At 64.5% G+C, this 17,758-nt stretch carries 12 protein-coding genes and 4 pseudogenes; 9 read left to right on the forward strand and 7 right to left on the reverse strand.

Annotated features, from left to right (window positions below):
- Positions 1–15: 15 nt before the first annotated feature.
- From ACF0H6_RS19145 to ACF0H6_RS19175, 7 genes and pseudogenes are all read right to left on the reverse strand, one after another.
- Positions 16–2,538 (reverse strand): MMPL family transporter, encoded by a 2,523-nt coding sequence (locus ACF0H6_RS19145; protein ID WP_395251045.1) that lies wholly within the window; start codon positions 2,536–2,538, stop codon positions 16–18.
- A gap of 43 nt (positions 2,539–2,581) precedes the next feature.
- The gene (locus ACF0H6_RS19150) at positions 2,582–3,265 is read right to left on the reverse strand and encodes a TetR family transcriptional regulator (protein WP_395251046.1); all 684 of its coding nucleotides are present in this window, start codon (positions 3,263–3,265) and stop codon (positions 2,582–2,584) included.
- A gap of 156 nt (positions 3,266–3,421) precedes the next feature.
- Complete coding sequence (locus tag ACF0H6_RS19155; RefSeq protein WP_395251047.1) at positions 3,422–3,877, reverse strand: YbjQ family protein; 456 nt, start codon at positions 3,875–3,877, stop codon at positions 3,422–3,424.
- 99 nt (positions 3,878–3,976) lie between these two features.
- Positions 3,977–5,396 (reverse strand): annotated as a pseudogene (locus ACF0H6_RS19160) (dicarboxylate/amino acid:cation symporter).
- 161 nt (positions 5,397–5,557) lie between these two features.
- Positions 5,558–7,245, reverse strand: a pseudogene (locus ACF0H6_RS19165) (DUF885 domain-containing protein).
- A gap of 124 nt (positions 7,246–7,369) precedes the next feature.
- Entirely contained in the window at positions 7,370–7,597 is a 228-nt protein-coding gene (locus ACF0H6_RS19170) for an acyl-CoA carboxylase subunit epsilon (protein WP_395251048.1), read from the reverse strand.
- A pseudogene (locus tag ACF0H6_RS19175) lies at positions 7,594–9,178 on the reverse strand (acyl-CoA carboxylase subunit beta). Before ACF0H6_RS19175 ends, ACF0H6_RS19170 begins: the two are co-directional and overlap by 4 nt.
- 211 nt (positions 9,179–9,389) lie before the next feature.
- Between ACF0H6_RS19175 and ACF0H6_RS19180 the strand changes: the two are divergent.
- The 9 genes and pseudogenes from ACF0H6_RS19180 to ACF0H6_RS19220 all read left to right on the forward strand — a co-directional run bounded on the left by ACF0H6_RS19180 (position 9,390) and on the right by ACF0H6_RS19220 (position 17,741).
- On the forward strand, positions 9,390–10,277 hold the full coding sequence (locus ACF0H6_RS19180; RefSeq protein WP_395251049.1) for an SDR family oxidoreductase: 888 nt from the start codon (positions 9,390–9,392) through the stop codon (positions 10,275–10,277).
- Positions 10,278–10,324: 47 nt separating this feature from the next.
- Complete coding sequence (locus ACF0H6_RS19185) at positions 10,325–11,233, forward strand: biotin--[acetyl-CoA-carboxylase] ligase (RefSeq protein WP_395251050.1); 909 nt, start codon at positions 10,325–10,327, stop codon at positions 11,231–11,233.
- A 210-nt stretch (positions 11,234–11,443) separates the two neighbouring features.
- Positions 11,444–11,860: a PH domain-containing protein gene (locus ACF0H6_RS19190; RefSeq protein ID WP_395251051.1), complete on the forward strand. Its 417-nt coding sequence runs from the start codon at positions 11,444–11,446 to the stop codon at positions 11,858–11,860.
- Positions 11,850–13,013: an adenylate/guanylate cyclase domain-containing protein gene (locus tag ACF0H6_RS19195; RefSeq protein WP_395251052.1), complete on the forward strand. Its 1,164-nt coding sequence runs from the start codon at positions 11,850–11,852 to the stop codon at positions 13,011–13,013. Before ACF0H6_RS19190 ends, ACF0H6_RS19195 begins: the two co-directional genes overlap by 11 nt.
- A gap of 103 nt (positions 13,014–13,116) precedes the next feature.
- Positions 13,117–13,884 carry a PP2C family protein-serine/threonine phosphatase gene (locus tag ACF0H6_RS19200; protein WP_395251053.1) on the forward strand — a complete coding sequence of 256 codons (768 nt, stop codon included), beginning with the start codon at positions 13,117–13,119 and terminating at the stop codon, positions 13,882–13,884.
- Between the two features lie 141 nt (positions 13,885–14,025).
- Positions 14,026–14,538, forward strand: a complete 513-nt coding sequence (locus ACF0H6_RS19205; protein WP_395251054.1) for a hypothetical protein — start codon at positions 14,026–14,028, stop codon at positions 14,536–14,538.
- Entirely contained in the window at positions 14,535–14,660 is a 126-nt protein-coding gene (locus ACF0H6_RS19210; protein WP_395251055.1) for a hypothetical protein, read from the forward strand. The genes ACF0H6_RS19205 and ACF0H6_RS19210 overlap by 4 nt, the downstream gene beginning before the upstream one ends.
- Before the next feature lie 39 nt (positions 14,661–14,699).
- Positions 14,700–16,902, forward strand: a pseudogene (gene ligA / locus ACF0H6_RS19215) (NAD-dependent DNA ligase LigA).
- Positions 16,899–17,741: an inositol monophosphatase family protein gene (locus ACF0H6_RS19220; protein ID WP_395251056.1), complete on the forward strand. Its 843-nt coding sequence runs from the start codon at positions 16,899–16,901 to the stop codon at positions 17,739–17,741. Before ligA ends, ACF0H6_RS19220 begins: the two are co-directional and overlap by 4 nt.
- Positions 17,742–17,758: the final 17 nt, after the last annotated feature.

Raw genomic sequence — 17,758 nt, forward strand, 5'->3', positions numbered from 1 at the left:
CGCTCAACCACCTTCTTAGTGAACCAGTTCCTCTACCTGGCCTGCCGGCGTCGAGCGCTGCAGCTTGGCGCCTTCGACGTCGACGTCGGGCAGGATCCGGGACAGCCAGCGCGGCAGCCACCAGGCCTTCTCGCCCAACAGGTACATCACGGCCGGAACAATCGTCATCCGCACCACGAACGCATCCACAAGCACGCCGAACGCCATCGCGAAACCGAGCGGCCGGACCATCGTCAGGTGGCTGAAGATGAACCCGGAAAACACGCTGACCATGATGATGGCGGCGGCCGTGACCACAGCGGCGGCATGGCTGAAGCCGGTTCGGACCGCTTGCTTCGCGCTCTCCCTGTGTATGAACGATTCGCGCATGCCGGAGGTGACGAACACTTGGTAGTCCATGGCCAGGCCGAACAGCACACCAATCAGGATGATCGGCAGGAAGCTCAGCACGGCTCCGGGGTTGGGAACGTCGAACACTGTGCCCAACCAGCCCCACTGGTATACCGCCACCACCGCGCCGAAGGCTGCAGCGAGCGAGAGCAGGAAGCCGCCGGTCGCGAGCAGCGGAACCACGATCGAGCGGAACACCAGCAACAGGAGGATCAGCGAGAGTCCGACGACGATCGCCAGGTATGGCGGCAACGCGGCACCGAGCTTCGCGGAGACGTCGATGTTGCCCGCTGTCTGCCCCGTCAATCCAATGGTGGCGCCTGTGGCCTGCTGGATTTCGGAACCCTTGGCTCGCAGCTCCGAGACCACCTGAACGGTGCTGGCACTCGCGGGTCCGTCCTTCGGGATGACCTGGAAGACGGCCGTGCGGTGGTCCGGACTGATGGCCACCGGCACGGCCGCCACCACGTTGTTGACGCTGCGCAGCTTGTCCGCGACGTCGAACTGTTTGGTTTTCGCTTGCTCGTCGCTGAGTCCGGCCGGGAATGAGCCCACCACCACGATGGGTCCGGTCATGCCCTCACCGAAGCTCGTGCGGGTGAGGTCATACGCCTTGAATGCCTGCGAATCAACAGGTTCCGAACCGCCGTCGGGCAACGCCAGACGAAGCTGGGATGCCGGTAGGGCAAGCACCCCGAGCAACACCACGCCTGCAAGAAGCGAGGCCACGGGGTGGCGCGTGACCAGGCCGCCCCAACCCCGGCTGCTCCGGCGCTGGTCCGCGGCGCGGTCTGCCGTCGCGTGGTTCGGCTCGGCATTGTGGCGCTCGGCTTTGGCCCAGGCCCGCTTGGAGATCAGTTTGCGCCCCACCAGAGAGAGCACTGCGGGGGTCAGCGTGAGGGAAACGACGACGGCGACTGCCACCGTCGCCGCTGCGGACAGGCCCATGACAGCCAGGAAGGGGAGCCCGGGAACCACCAGTGCAGCGAGCGCGATGACGACCGTGAGGCCGGCGAAGAGGACGGCGTTGCCGGAGGTGCCGGTGGCCAGAGCGACAGACTCCTCGGCATCCATTCCGGAAAGCAGCTGTCCGCGGTGGCGGTTGACGATGAAGAGCGAGTAGTCGATGCCGACGGCGAGTCCCAGCATGAGCGCGAGCATCGGGGATATGGAGCTCATGTCGATGACACTGGTAAGCGCGAACGTGCCGCCGACACCCACGGCCACGCCGATGATTGCCATCAGGAGCGGCAGCCCCGCGGCGACGAGGGTTCCCAGCATGACGATGAGGGCGATGGCCGCGACGGCGATGCCGATGATTTCGGAGACACCAAACAATTGGGAGACGTCCTCGGTGATTTCCTTGCTAGCAAGCGCGGTGATACCTGCTGAAGAAACTCCATGGACGATGTCCTGGACTTGCTGCCGGACGGCGGGGGTCAGGCCGTTGATGGAGGTCTTGAACTGAACCTGGGCGATTGCCGCCTTACCGTCCGTGGAGACGAAGCGCATGCCCTGCGAAGCGGTCACCTGGCGTTTGGCCAAGGCAAGGGTGGCGGCGGCGTCAGTGGCTTGCTTCTGGCCTGCATCGAGCTTCTGGCGTCCGGCCAGGAGTTCGGCCTTCTGCGTGGCAAGTTGAGCCTCGATTTGTGCGGCGGGCATGCCGGCGGCCGTCATTTGCTGCTCGGCGGCCTGGAGCTGGGCGTCACCGGCGTCGAGGGTGGCCTTGGCCTTGTCCAACTCAGCCTGCCCGGCGGCAGCTTTCTGTTCCCCGGCAGCCAGATCGGACGGTGCTTTGTCCAGTGCGGCCTGAGTGGTGAAGGGATTGACCGTGGACTGCACGTCCGGCATTGTTTCCAGCTTGGCGAGGGCCGACGCAATGGCGTCCTTGCCTGCTTGGTTGAATCCGGCGTCGCCGGCTTCGAAGACAATCCCCGCGGAGCCGCCGGAGGAAGCCGGCAGATCCTTCTTGAGCTTGTCCAGCATTTGCTGGGTCTCGGTGCCGGGGATCTGGAAGTTGTTGGACATCGCGCCGTGGAAGGCTGCGGCGGAACCGCCCACCGCCACGAGCACTGCGAGCCAGAGGGAAATCACCAGCCAACGGTGACGGTAGGAGAACTTGCCTAGACGGTAGAGCAGGAGTGCCATGTCGGAACCGATCTTTCGGTGTGGGGTTAAGCCGAGTGTGGGGTTATGCCGTGGGGTGGGCGGTACGGGATGGCGTGCCGCCGGAGACGGCGCCGGGGGCGGCCGCCGTCGTGAAGCCCGATCCGAGCAGGCCGATTGCGTCGATTAAGTGCTGCCGCAGGCTTGCGAGGGATGCTGCTGAAAGATCCGGGCCGTATTGCTCGAACCAGACGCTCATGGCTGCCTTGCCGCAGGAAATGACGGACCCTGCCAGGGCCCGCAAATAGAGTTCCTCGGCTTCGGGGCCGAGGCGATGCCGGGCGGCGTCGATGATCTGGGTAGTGCAGTGGTCCCATGCTTCGAGTTCGGAACGTGCCAAGGCCCGGTTGTCCTGGGTCAGGCTGAAGAGTTCGGCCATGGGGGAGACGGTCATAGGGTCTGCCAGCGCCATCAGGGCGGCGCGGGCGGAATCAAGGATGGGCTCGTCGGCGGGGCGCAAGCGGAATTGTTCCAGGGCGTGGTCCAGGAAGCCCTCGGTCACGGAGGCCAAGGCGGCCTCGAGGCTGGGGAAGTAGTTGAAGAAGGTGCGCCGGGAAACCCCGGCTTCTTCGGCGATGTCCTCAACGGTGAAGTTGCCAACGTCGCTTCTGCGCAACACCGCAAGGGCTGCATCCGCGATCGCCCGGCGGGTCGCCAGTTTATTCTGCTCACGGCGTGAGGGGAGGGCAGCGGTATCGGAAATGCTCACCTGTTTACACTAAGTGCAACTTTGCACTCTGAGCAAGTTAAATATTTGCCCATCAAGCAAACGGCCGACGACGCCGGTGCGTCGCCAGCCGTTGCTGGTGCGTCGCCAGCCGACCCCGGTGCATCGCCAGCTGTTGCTGGACGGGCTTCGGCCGCGTTACTGCTGGAAAGGCGGCTGCGGAGTTTGCGGGGCGGGCGCAACCGGTGCGGCCGGCGTCGTGGGCTGGGTGGATTGCTGTGCGGCGGCGCTGGTCAGGTAGATCGACTGGCCCGTGGCGCCGGGTTCGCCTTCCGCGAGGGGGATAGCGAAGACGGCCGTCCCGTAGGCGCACACCTCGGTCCAGTTGCCCCCCATTTCGGACGTGTCGAAGCGCATTGCCACGATCGCATTGGCACCGCGCTGCTGCGCTTCGGTGACCATGCGGGCCATGACTTCCTGACGGCTTTCATACAGTGCCTTGGTCATTTCGGGCAGTTCGCCGCCGCCGAGGGACCGGAATCCGGCCATGACCTGCGCGCCGATATCCCGTGAGCGGACAGTGAGGCCCATGACTTCGCCGAAGACGGCGTCGATCCTGTGGCCCGGAATCTTGTTTGAGGTGACGATCAGCATGGACCGAGCCTATCCAGAATTCCCCGTTTCACCCCGTTAAAAGGACAAATCCCCCGGGGAGTTTCCCGGGGGATTTGTCCTCATGGCGGTGAGCTGTCGCTAGGCGTTGGCGGCTGCGAGTTCGCGAGGGTCGTCGGCCGGCGCCGGCGACTGTGCGTCGTCGTCGGCCGCGAACGCCGTTCCCTTGCGGGGCGCGTTGTAGAGCGATTCGTCAAGGATTCCCTGCCGTTTGGCGACAATTGCCGGAACCAGCGCCTGGCCCGCCACATTGACGGCAGTGCGGCCCATGTCGAGGATGGGGTCGATCGCCAGGAGGAGTCCGACGCCGGCGAGCGGCAGTCCCAGCGTGGAAAGGGTCAGCGTGAGCATGACGACGGCGCCCGTGGTACCCGCCGTTGCCGCGGATCCAAGAACCGATACCACCACGATCAGCAGGTACTGGCTGAAGTCCAGGTTGATGCCGAAGAACTGGGCCACGAAGATCGCAGCAACGGCCGGGTAAATCGCGGCGCAACCGTCCATCTTGGTGGTGGCGCCCAGCGGAACGGCGAAGGAAGCGTAACCCTGGGGAACTCCGAGGTTGCGCTCGGCGACGCGTTGCGTGAGCGGCAGCGTGCCGATCGAGGAACGCGAGACGAATGCCAGCTGGACGGCAGGCCACACGCCGGAGTAGTACTGCTTGATCGAGAGCCCGTGGGTCTTGACCAGGATGGGGTAGACCACGAACAGCACCAAAGCCAGCCCTGCGTAGATGGCCACCGTGAACTTGCCGAGCGAGCCGATGGTGTCCCAGCCGTACACCGCAACAGCGTTGCCGATCAGGCCGATGGTGCCCAACGGAGCGATGCGGATGATCCACCAGAGAACCTTCTGGATCACTGCCAGGGCAGACGCATTGAGGTTCAGGAACGGCTCGGCCTGCTTGCCGACCTTGAGGGCGGCGACCCCGACGGCGATGGCGATCACGAGGATTTGCAGCACGTTGAAGCTGATCGAGGTGCTGGCAACGCCGTCAGTGACGCTGGTGCTGGCACCCAGGCCAAGGAAGTTCTTGGGGAAGAGGCCGGTGAGGAATGCCCACCAGTCGCCCGTCTTTCCGGCGTACTCAGCCTTCTTGGTGATGCCGGTGCCGGCGCCCGGCTGCATGAGCACGCCCAGCCCGATGCCGATCATCACAGCGATGAGCGAGGTAATGGCGAACCAGAGCAAGGTGTTCCACGCCAGTTTCGCCGCATTGGAAGACCTGGCGAAGGTTCGCGATGGAACTCACCACAGCAGTGAAGATCAACGGTACGACGGCGGTCTGCAGCAGCGAGACGTAGCTGGAGCCGATGGTCTGCAGGGTAGCGCCGAGCCCGTTGGGCGCCTTGGTGGTGCTGCCGGTGGCCTTGGCCAGAAGGCCAAGAGCCAGGCCGATCACCAAGGCTGCGATGATCTGGACGCCGAAGGACGTTGTCCACTTGGGAAGCCGGGACGCAGTCTTTCCGGCGGAAGTCGAAGTGTTGGATGAATTGCTCACCGGAACAAACTAGGCCCGGTACAAATACCACCGCGACCGGACATTGAGAAATATGACGGTTCCACCTTCGGCCAGCTACCAAAGAGGCCTGTGAATTCGCCGTTAATCCACCAATTTGTGAAGTTATTCCCGGGCGGTGTGTGGGGAAAGTAACAGCCTACTTACCCCAGCAAAGCGCGCTTGAGCGTGTCCAAGCCAACCGACCCGATGTTCAAGGCATCCGTGTGGAAGGACTTGAGGTCGAAGCCGTCGCGGCGTTCGAGTTCGGCCCGGATCTCCTCCCACAGCCGCTGCCCCACCTTGTAAGAGGGAGCCTGCCCTGGCCAGCCGAGGTAGCGGGTGAATTCGAACTGGAGTTGGCCTGCGCTGATGGGGAGGTTGGCCTTGAGGAATTCGAAGCCCTTCTCAGACGTCCATGTGCCGCTTCCCCAACGCTCCGGAACCTGAAGCTCGAGGTGGACGCCGATGTCGAACACCACGCGGGCTGCACGCATGCGCTGCATGTCCAGCATGCCCATGTGGTCGCCCGGGTCCTTGAGGTAGCCAAGTTCCAGCATGAGCTTCTCGGCGTAGAGGGCCCAGCCTTCCCCGTGACCGGAGACCCAGACCGCGTTGCGCCGCCAGTTGTTGAGGAGCCCGCGTTGGTAGACGGCTGTGGCCACCTGGAGGTGGTGCCCCGGCACGCCTTCGTGGAAGACCGTGGTGGTTTCGGCCCAGGTGGTAAAGGTGTCCTCGCCGGCTGGGACGGACCACCACATGCGGCCGGGCCGGGAGAAGTCGTCCGAGGGTCCGGTGTAGTAAATGCCGCCTTCGTCGGTGGGCGCGATGTGGCATTCAAGCGTCTTCATGATGTCCGGGATGTCGAAGTGGACGTCGGCCAGCTCAGCTACCGCACGGTCGGAGAGTTCCTGCATCCAGGCTTCGAGGGCATCGGTGCCCTTGATCTGCCGTGCGGGATCGTTGTCGAGGATGGCCTTGGCCTCCTCGATGGAAGCGCCGGACTTGATTTGCTCCGCAACGCGTTCCTGTTCGGAAATGAGCCTTTCGAGCTCCTCCACACCCCAGGCGTAGGTTTCCTCCAGGTCGCACGGTTGCTCCGAGGAACAAGCGGGAGGCCAACGCATAGCGCTCGCGGCCCACGGCGTCCTTTTCGGGGGCGGCAGGCACAAGTTCCGTCTCGAGGAAGGCGGCCAGGCGAGCGTAAGCGGAACGCGCGACGGCGGCGCCGGCGTCGAGCTGTTCCTTCAGTTCGGTGGGCAGCGGCTGGCCGGCGATGGCGGCTTCGGAGGCCAGCTTGGCGAAGAAGCCGTCCTCGGCTGCATATTTGCTGGTCTGTTCGATGACTGTCTTGACTTGGCGGACCGCGGAAACCTTGCCGGCGTCCCGGGCGGAACGGAGTGAGGAAATGTACCCGTCGATCGCTGCCGGAATGTTGGCCGCACGGCGCGCAATGTGCTCCCACTGCTCGGCGGTGTCAGTAGGCATCAGGTCAAAGATCGCCCGGATGATCTGCGCCGGAGACTCGATGTTGTTCAGATCCGCGGCATCCCAGCCGGACTCGTGGATCTCCATGGGCCAGGCCGAGCCGTTCGCGCATCGCGTCGAGAGTGATGACATCCGAGGCGTCCGCCGGCTCGAGGGCGGCCAGTTCGTCGAGGGTTTTCCGTGCCGCCTCGGCGAAGGCCGCAGCGCCGGCGGGCGAGAAGTCCTGGTATTCGGACTCGTGCCCGGGCAGCCCCAGCGTAGTGGCGAGGGTCGGGTTGAGGGCAAGGAGGGTGTCGGTGTAGGCGTCGGCGACCGCATCGATGGCAGTCTGGAGGCGTGCCGGAGCTGTGTTAGGAGTAGTCACCCAACGAGCTTAACGGCGCCCGCCCACTTATGAAAGGGTTGTTGCACTTTCCCTCGAAAGCAGGGGCCTCCGCCGCCGAGGGTTCCCTGGCCGAGCGGAGCGAGGTTAGGGACGCGGTGGGGACTTAGCCCCTGCTGCGCTTCCAAGCGCCGGGCCCCGGCGTGGGATCCAGGCGTAGTTGCTGCCGCCGCAGCCACTGGCGCGTGCTGGGTGGTGCAGCTTCGGCTTCCTGCGGCGATCCGAGGGAGGCGACGACGGCGGTAAGCGCCGCGAGCTCTTCCGGCGTCGGGTCTCCCTTGACCACCGAAAGCAACGGCTCGGCGGCCACGGAATCGTTCTGTTCGGCGGTCACAGCGGGATGTTTCCGTGTTTCTTCGTGGGCAGGCTGGCGCGCTTGTCGCGAAGGGCGCGGAGGCCCTTGATGATCTGCAGGCGCGTCTCGGACGGCGCGATGACAGCATCCACATAACCCAGTTCAGCGGCCTGGTAGGGGTTGAGGAGTTCTTCCTCGTACTGCCGGATGATCTCGGCACGCTTGCCTTCGACGTCGCCTCCAGCCTCGGCTACAGCGGCAAGATCGCGGCGGTACAGGATGTTGACGGCACCTTGGGCGCCCATGACGCCGATCTGGGCCGTGGGCCACGCCAGGTTGAGATCGGCCCCGAGCTTCTTGGAGCCCATCACGATGTACGCTCCGCCGTAGGCCTTGCGGGTGATGACCGTCAGTTTGGGCACCGTGGCTTCGGCGTAGGCGTACAGCAGCTTGGCTCCGCGGCGGATGATGCCCTGGAAATTCCTGGTCCTTGCCGGGCAGGAAGCCGGGCACGTCCACCAAGGTGATGATGGGAACGTTGAAGGCGTCGCAGTGGCGGACAAAGCGTGCGGCCTTTTCCGAAGCGGAGATGTCCAGCGTTCCGGCGAACTGCATGGGCTGGTTGGCCACGATGCCAACGGTATGGCCTTCTATGCGGCCGTACCCGATGATCACGTTGGGGGCGTAGAGCGACTGCATTTCGAGGAAATGTGCGTCATCCACGATCTGCTCGATGACCTTGCGAATGTCGTAGGGCTGGTTGGACGAGTCGGGGATGAGGGTGTCCAGGGCTAGATCGTCGTCGTCGATCTCGAGTTCCTGCTCGTGCTCCAGGACCGGCGCCTCGGAAAGGTTGTTGGAAGGTAGGAAGTCCAGGAGCTCGCGGACGAATTCGATCGCGTCGGCTTCGTCGCTGGCGAGGTAGGTGGAGGTGCCGGTGGTGGCGTTGTGCTGGCGTGCGCCGCCGAGGGTTTCCATGTCCACGTCTTCGCCGGTGACGGTCTTGATCACGTCAGGGCCGGTGATGAACATGTGGGAGGTTTTGTCGACCATGACCACGTAGTCGGTGAGGGCGGGGGAGTAGGCGGCGCCACCGGCGCACGGGCCCATGATGAGGGAGATCTGGGGGACGACGCCGGAGGAGTGGACGTTGTTGCGGAAGATGTCCGCGAACATGGCCAACGAGGCGACGCCTTCCTGGATGCGTGCGCCGCCGCCGTCGTTGATGCCCACCACGGGGCAGCCGTTGCGGAGGGCGAATTCCTGAACCTTGACGATCTTCTCGCCATTTACCTGGCTCAGGGAACCGCCGTAGACGCTGAATTCCTGACTGTAGATCGCTACAAGCCGGCCATCAACGGTGCCGTAGCCGGAAACAACGCCGTCGCCGAGAGGTTTTTTCTTCTCCATGCCGAAAGCAGTGGAGCGGTGAACGGCCAAGGCATCGAATTCCACGAACGAGCCCTCGTCAAGCAGCATGTCGATGCGCTCCCGGGCTGTGTTCTTGCCGCGCGCATGCTGCTTTTCGATGGCTTCGGGGCCGGAGGGTTGTTCTGCACGGGCCTGGCGGTCGCGGAAGTCGGCAATCTTTCCCGCTGTCGTTGTCAGATCGTGGCTCATCAAATGTCTCCGGCTCTGTAGCTGATTTACGCTGGCACTGCTTTGTTAGGCGTGCGCTCTTAAGTAGCTTCCGTACAAAGTGCGGGCCCTGGTGGCTAGTCTAATGACGCAAAAGCAACAGACCGCTGTAGAAACCCTACAATTTTCCGACTTCAAGTCGAGCATCGAGCGATGTTACTCGCCGGTAACATCCTTCGGTTACAGTGTCCTCATGACCTCAAGCAACGACGCTTCTGCAAGCCCTGCCCTTCCCTTCCAGGCACCCCACCCCTACCAGGCACAGGGATCACTGAAGGGACGCACCATCCTGATGTCGGGCGGAAGCCGCGGCATCGGCCTGGCAATCGCCACCCGCGCGGCCCGCGACGGCGCCAACATCGTCGTCATGGCCAAGACCGGGGAGCCCCACCCCAAGCTGCAAGGAACAGTCTTCACGGCCGCCGAACAGTTGGAGGCCGCCGGCGGCCAAGCGCTCCCTCTCGTGGGAGACGTCCGGAACGACGGAGATGTTGCCGCGGCGGTTGCCGCCGCCGTCGAACGCTTCGGCGGGATCGACGTCGTGGTCAACAATGCCTCGGCGATCGATCTCTCGCGCACGGACGCGATCGACATGAAGCGCTTCGACCTCATGCAGGACATCAACGTCCGCGGCACCTTCCTGCTGTCCAAGCTCGCGCTGCCTGCGCTGCGGAAGTCCGGCAACGCCCACATCCTGACTCTTTCCCCGCCGCTGAACCTGGACCCGAAATGGGCCGGCGCGCATTTGGCCTACACCATGGCCAAATACGGCATGAGCCTGACCACGCTGGGCCTCGCCGAAGAACTGAAGAACGACGGCGTGGCGGTCAACTCCCTGTGGCCCTGCACGCTGATCGACACCGCAGCCATCCGAAACATGCCTGGTGGGGAACAGATCGTCCAGGCCGCCCGAGGTCCGGAAATCATGGCAGATGCTGCCCATGCAGTCCTGACCGGCGTCGGATCAACGGGTAACTTTTACACCGACGAACAAGTTCTCAGGGACGCGGGAGTCACAGACTTCACGCCTTACAGTCTGGGAGCCCCGGAGGAGAAGCTGGTGGCGGATATCTTCCTGTAGGCGGACATCTTCGTCCGTGACCAGCTTGGCTGGATAGGATTCTGTCTATGGACGTCGAACAGCCTGCCAGCAGCGAACCACGTGCCCCGCGCTTGGGTCTGGACCGTGATGCCCTGCTTCACCCCGACTTCCTCGCGGCCGCCGGTATTTCGCACCTGGAGATCGTCGAGACCACCGGCTCCACCAACGCGGACCTGATCCGTGCTGTTACCACGGAGCCTAAGGAGTGGGCCGACCTCGCCGTCCTCACCGCTGAGCACCAGACGGCCGCGCGTGGCCGTCTCGACCGTCACTGGGAATCTCCCGCGCGCTCGGCGATTTCCGTGTCGATCGTGCTGCGTCCAGTGAATTCCCGGGGCCTCCCCGTCCCGACCCAGAGCTACTCGTGGCTGTCCCTTCTGGGAGCGCTGGCCTTGCGTGAGACCCTCCTGGAAACTGCCGGTCTGCCTGCCGAGATCAAGTGGCCCAATGACGTGCTGGTGCGGGGCAAAAAGATCGCCGGCATCCTGGCCCAGATGGGGCCGATGGGGGACGGATCCGTTCCGGCCGTGATCCTGGGTACCGGCCTCAACGTGACGCTCAGCGAGGATGAATTGCCGGTCCCGACGGCGACGTCCCTCCTCCTTGAGGGTGCCACCACCACGGACCGCACCGTGATTCTGCGGAACTACTTGTCCCGTTTCGCAGCGCTCTACCGCAGTTTCTGCAATGCCGACGGCGACCCTACAGCGGGATTGGCCGGCGGATCTTCCCTGCACAAGCGGGTAGAAGCTGTCATGATCACCTTGGGACGCGAAGTAAAAGCCCATCTGCCCGGCGATCATGAACTGGTGGGGCATGCGTCCAGGCTGGATGAATATGGTTCCCTTTTAGTGGTGGACCATGGTGGCCGCGAGCACGTCGTGACCGCCGGCGACGTCGTCCACCTGAGGGCTACCGAAAGCGGTTATGCGTAAAGAGCTCCTGCGTGGGGAGCAAGTCATCGTGATCACGCGGCAGCAGCCCAGGATGCTTTTTGGTCCCGTCCTGGCGTTCATCCTGGTCCCGCTGCGGCGGCCTTCGGCTGTGCATGGATAGTCAAGGGCGGACCGGGCAAGTTGCTTCCGGTCATCACGAGTGATTGGACCCAATGGTTGGTGGCGGCGTGCCTGGCCATAGTGGCGATCGTGCTGCTTGGCTACTGTCTCCCGCGATTCCTCCGCTGGCGCGGCATACGGTACATCCTGACAAGCGGCCGGATAGTTGCCCGTTTCGGAATGCTTCGCCGGGGCGACTGGCAGCTTCCGCTGGCCGCGGTGCGCAGCGTGGGGATCAAACAATCGATGCTTCAACGGATATTGCGCTCCGGGAATATATCCTTGGATACCGGGCATCCCGGCGCGGCCGTTCTCGCGGATGTCCCGGAGGTCGGCAAGTTCCGAAGTTTCATCCTGGATGCCATGGCCGAGCTTCCGACGAATGTCAGGTTCGGCCCCGGCGGTGTGCCGGAGCCTGGCGATTTTGGCGGTTTTCCCGGTTTTCCGGGCGACCCGGATGCCGCGTTGCCCTGGGATATGAGAGAAGGTGGAAGAGATGAGCGTTGACGAGCAGGAGCCTGAGTACATGGATCATGAGCCCGGCGCCGTGCCCGAACCTTCCGTGGACCAAGCACCATCGGGGGTCCTCCCCGCCGTGCCCCCGCCGACCGGCGCCCTGTCATCAGAACGGCTTGCCATCAAGGCCCTGGAAACGAGGCTTCTGGGCGGCGAACGCAAGCTCCGGCGACGCGAAGTGGCGGCGGGCGCAGGCGTCTCGCTGTTGTCAGCCCGTAAACTCTGGCGGGCGCTGGGTTTCCCCAATTTCGGCGACCAGGACGTCGCGTTCACTGAGCGCGACCTCGCCGCGCTTACCACCATCCTTGACCTCGTGCGTGCCGGAAAGCTCACCGAGGAAGCTGCCATCTCCGTGACGCGTGCCATCGGCCAGATGACCGACCGCATGGTGGTGTGGCAAGTCGAGGCACTCATCGAGGACATGGTGGTGCAGCAAGGCATTCCCGATGCCGTTGCCCGCAAGCAGCTGGTCAATGAACTGCCCAACCTTGTGGATGCCATGGAAGAGATCCTGCTTTACTCATGGCGCCGCCAGATGAACGCCGGTGTGCAGCGCCTGGCCGTCCGTGCAGAGGCAGGTTTGCAGGCCAGCGAGGCCGGCCGCGAAGGCGACGAGGACGACGCCCCGTTGCCTCTGGCGCGCGCCGTGGGCTTTGCCGACCTTGTCTCCTACACGAGCCTGTCCCGCCGCATGAACGAAAAGACCCTGGCGCAGTTGGTCCAGCGTTTCGAGAACAAGTGCGCCGAGATCATTTCCATCGGTGGCGGGCGCCTGGTCAAGACCGTCGGCGACGAAGTTCTCTACATCGCCGAGACGCCGGCCGCGGGTGCCGAGATCTCTTTGGCGCTCGCCCAGGCCTTCACGGAAGACGAAATCCTCCCGGAGGCCCGGGTGGCCATGGTCTGGGGACGCATCCTTTCCCGGCTCGGCGATATCTACGGCCCCACCGTCAACCTCGCGGCCCGCCTTACGGCTTTGGCTGAACCCGGCACGGTCCTCGTGGACGAGATGACGGCAGCAGCGCTGGGCGAAGACGAACGCTTCGTGTTGGAACCGCAGACGGCCGAGAACGTTCGTGGCTTCGGGGAAATCCTTCCCGTCCGGCTTGCCCGGGGACTTGGCAAAGGGCTGGTCCTCGACTGATCCACGGGCTGCCAGCGTTGGAGTTGACTCTCGGTTGGTGGCATAGTCATCTCCGCAGCCCTCGAGTCCACGGGGGCGCCCGTGCCTTCAACCAAGGACAAAAATGATTTCACAGCCCGCCGCGTCAACAGAGACCGGCCCTGAACCAGGCTTGATGCTGAGCTGTGGGTACGGGACGGACCGTGGACTCCTCCGGGAGCACAACGAAGATTCGCTCATCGCGATGGATCCGGTCTTCGCCGTGGCTGACGGGATGGGCGGGCACGAGGCGGGCGAGATCGCCAGCAGCTTGTGCGTGGAAACGCTGGGGAACACGCCGCAGTTGGCTCCAGGCGTCCGATCGGCGACGGCGATTGCCCTGCAAGAGTGCATCCTTGCCGCCGACTCCCGGATCCGGAGCGCTGCCGGCGCCCGCGCTGGAACGACGCTTTCCGGCGTCGTGGTCGTTGAACAACTGGGCGTCCCCTACTGGCTGGTCATGAATATCGGAGACTCCCGGACGTATCGTCTGAGCCAAGGCCTGTTCAACCAGGTCAGCGTGGACCATTCGGAGGTCCAGGAACTCGTGGATGCCGGAACCATCACGCGTGAAGAGGCCGCCGTTCACCCGCGACGCCACGTAGTCACCAGGGGACTGGGCACGGGAGACGCGACCGAGGCCGATTTTTGGTTGCTGCCCCTCATGGACGGGGACCGGATGCTGGTGTGTTCGGACGGGCTCAGCGGGGAACTCGACGACGAGCATTTGTCCCGGATCCTTAGCGCGGTTGCCCACCCGCAGGACGCAGTGGATGCGCTCATTGAGGCTGCGCTGCACAGCGGCGGACGGGACAACATCACAGCGATCGTGGTGGACGCACGGATCGCCTAGCGCGAGACCGAAGGTACCGGTGGTCGCTCCTTCCGGCGGCGTTCTCCGCGGACGGAATTTGCGACACGCCCGGACTATGTAGGAAGATTCCCGTCATACCACCCCAACTCCGGGCGGCCCGGCCGTCCTGCAGAGGTAAACATGACCCAACGCATTTCCGCGCGCTCTGGCGGCGCCACCCGTACCGCCGTGCGACGCCCGTTCTCCGTTGCCCTCGCGGGCATTGCCATGGCTGTGGCGATGTGCGCTTTCCCGCTGGTTTCGGCGCATGCCGAGACCGTTTTGGCTCCCCAGGATAGCCATTCGACCCCTACCCCGGCCCCGGTCCCGGATCCAGCACCCGCTGAGCCCACGCCGACCCAGCCGAAAGTGGTTGATCCCGCGCCTTCCACGCCACCCGTCGTCGTACCGGCTCCCGTGGTTCCCGCCCCCGTGGCCCCCGCACCCGTTGTGCCCGCTCCTGCGGCGGACCCCGTGACACCGGTGACCGTTGAAGCGCAACCCAGCGTCGCGCCGTCGGAGGCTCCCACCGTTTCCAGCGCGGCTACGCCATCGGCGAGTGCGACGGCGAGCAGCGCCTCGCCGTCGGCGTCCTCCAACTGGAATACCCCCGTCCAGAGCGGGCTCCAGGGCGACCCAGTGCCGCCTCCGTGAGCGGCGCTAAAGGGCCGGGAGCGGACATGTTCGGCGTGATCGCCATCATGGGCGGCGTGCTGTTGGTCGCAGCGGGCGGCATCGCCTTCGCTTTGTGGAGCCGGAACCGCTTCTCGCACTGATTGTTCGCTGTCCTCTGAGGGCGGTAAATTGTCGTGGGTTTGCGGCAAGATAGGTACGTGAGCACAGCAGAGAGCGAAACCGCAGTTCCGGCCGAGTCCGTACGGGAAGAGTACGAAAACCCTGGCGGACCTCGTCCGCAAGTACCGCTACGCGTACTACCAGGAAGACGCGCCGACGGTTTCGGACGCCGAGTTCGACTCCCTGTACCGCCGCCTTGAGGAACTCGAGGCCCTGCATCCGGAGCTCGTGTCCAACGATTCGCCCACTCAGGAAGTGGGCGGCGAAGTGTCTGCCGCGTTTGCCGCCGTCGAGCACCTTCAGAGGATGTACAGCCTGGAGGACGTCTTTTCGCTGGACGAGTTGGAAGCGTGGGTCCGCAAGGCCGAGGCTTCCGTGGGAAAGCTGGGCACTTCGGCCGCCCGCATCGAGTGGCTGACGGAGCTGAAGATCGACGGCTTGGCCGTGAACCTGCTCTACCGCGACGGGAAATTGGTGCGTGCCGCCACGCGCGGAGACGGGACCACGGGCGAGGACATCACCCACAACGTGCTCACCATCAAGGAGATCCCGCGCCAGCTGAGCGGAAGTGGTTTTCCTTCCGAGGTGGAGATCCGCGGTGAGGTCTTCATTCCGTCCAAGGCTTTTGCGGAATTCAACGAGGCACTGATCGAGGCCGGCAAGGCGCCTCTGGCCAACCCGCGCAACGCTGCGGCGGGCTCATTGCGCCAGAAGGACCCGGCGGAAACGGCCAAGCGTCCGCTTCGGATGTTCGTTCACGGCATCGGCGCGCGCGAAGGACTTGATTCCACCAGCCAGTCCGGCACCTACAAGCTGCTGGAACAGTGGGGTCTGCCCGTGAGTCCCTACCTGAAGGTCCTGGGCTCCTTCGAGGAAGTCCTGAACTTCATCAAGCACTTCGGTGAACACCGGCATGATCTCTTGCACGAGATCGACGGCATCGTGGTCAAGATCGATGACTTCGCGACGCAGCGGGCCCTCGGCTACACCTCACGCGTGCCCCGTTGGGCGGTGGCCTACAAATACCCGCCTGAGGAAGTCCACACCAAGCTGCTGGACATCCAGGTCAACGTTGGCCGCACCGGCCGCGTCACGCCTTACGGCGTGATGGAACCTGTCAAGGTGGCCGGCTCCACGGTGGAGATGGCCACTCTGCACAACCAGGACGTGGTCAAGGCCAAGGGAGTCATGATCGGCGACATCGTGGTGCTGCGCAAAGCGGGCGATGTCATTCCGGAGATCGTCGGGCCCGTTCTCGCGCTGCGGGACCAGCAGGATCCGCCCGTGCGGGAGTTCGTGATGCCCACGGAATGCCCGTCGTGCCACACGCCCTTGGCTCCTGCGAAGGAAGGCGACGTGGACATCCGTTGCCCCAACGCACGCTCTTGCCCCTCGCAGCTGCGCGAACGTGTCTTCCACGTCGCAAGCCGGGGCGCCTTCGACATTGAGGCCCTGGGATGGGAAGCCGCCATCGCCCTCACGCAGCCAGCGGAGCCGGAAACGCCGCCGTTGCGCAGCGAGGCCGCTTTGTTCAGCCTTACCCCGGAGGACTTGGCGGACGTCATGATCCGCCGCGAAAAGCGCTCCAAGGGTGTCGGCACCGGCGTCTTCGAACTGGTGCCGTACTTCTACTCCAAGGCCACCGCCAAGACTCCGTCCAAACCCACGGCCACCACGGAGAAGCTGTTCAAAGAACTCGAGAAAGCCAAGACCCAGCCCCTCTGGCGTGTCCTGGTGGCACTGTCCATCCGGCATGTGGGCCCCACAGCGTCCCGGGCACTGGCGACGGCGCTGGGGAGCATGGAAGCCATCCGCGCCGCTTCCGAGGAAGAGCTGGCAGACGTAGACGGGGTGGGGCCGACTATCGCGGTTGCACTCAAGGAATGGTTCGCAGTGGACTGGCACCGGGAAATCGTGGACAGCTGGGCGGCTGCCGGAGTGCGCATGGTTGATGAGCGCGACGCCGGTATCCAGCGGAACCTGAAAGGCCTCACCATCGTGGTGACGGGCTCCCTACCCACACTGAGCCGGGACGAAGCCAAGGAAGCCATCATCATCAGAGGTGGCAAGGCAGCCGGCTCGGTTTCCAAGAACACCAGTTACGTCGTGGCGGGGGAGAACGCAGGCTCCAAGCTGGATAAGGCCGAACAGCTCGGTATCCGTGTGCTGGACGAGGACGGCTTCAGGGCATTGCTCGACGGCGCGTTGGAGGCTGCAGAATGACGGCCAACGTTACGGAGCTCCTCGGGGTAGCCCATGCAGCAGCTGCGGCAGGGGCAGCGGTACTCGCTGGCCGGCCTGTCGGGGCCGATGCGGCGGGGAGTGTCGGCGTCGCGAATCTAGGCCTTGTGAACAAGGGCGATGCGGGCGATTGGGTGACGGCCTTCGACGTCGCAGCCGAGAACGCGGTCCGGGACGTCATCACCTCGGCCCGCCCACACGACACCATCACTGGCGAAGAGCACGGCACCACCGTGCCTGAGTCGCCCAGCGGCTACCGGTGGTCCATCGATCCGCTGGACGGTACCACCAACTTCATCCGGAACATCGTCTACTACGCCACGTCTGTGGCGGTCGCGGATGCCGACGGCGTCTGGCTGGCCGGGGTGGTCAACGCCCCTGCACTTGGGCGGATCTACTCTGCCGCCCGCGGCCGCGGGGCTTGGTTGGAAGAAAAAGGGCAGCGGACCCAGCTGAGCGGACCGTTGCTGGGGCGCACGGGACTGATCGTGGCGTCCGGGTTCAGCTACGATCCCGCCACCCGGACTGAACAGTTCTCCGGACTCGGGAGCCTCATGGAGGGCTTCGCTGATCTGCGCCGGCTTGGCTCCGCTGCGTTGGATCTATGCCTCGTGGCCGATGGAACCCACGATGCCTTCGGAGAGCGCGGACTCAACGAACACGACTACGCGGCGGGTGCCCTGATCGCGGAGGAAGCCGGTTGCTGGGTCCGCCGCCCACGGCTCACCAGCCCGCTGGACGGCGGTCCCACGGATGCGGACCGGCTAGAAGCCTGGACCTGCGCAGGAACCCTGGAACTCTCAGGCAAGTTCCCGCTGTAGCCCCGGGTGATAGTTCG

The organism is Arthrobacter sp. NA-172, assembly GCF_043952055.1.
Classification (GTDB): Bacteria; Actinomycetota; Actinomycetes; order Actinomycetales; family Micrococcaceae; genus Arthrobacter.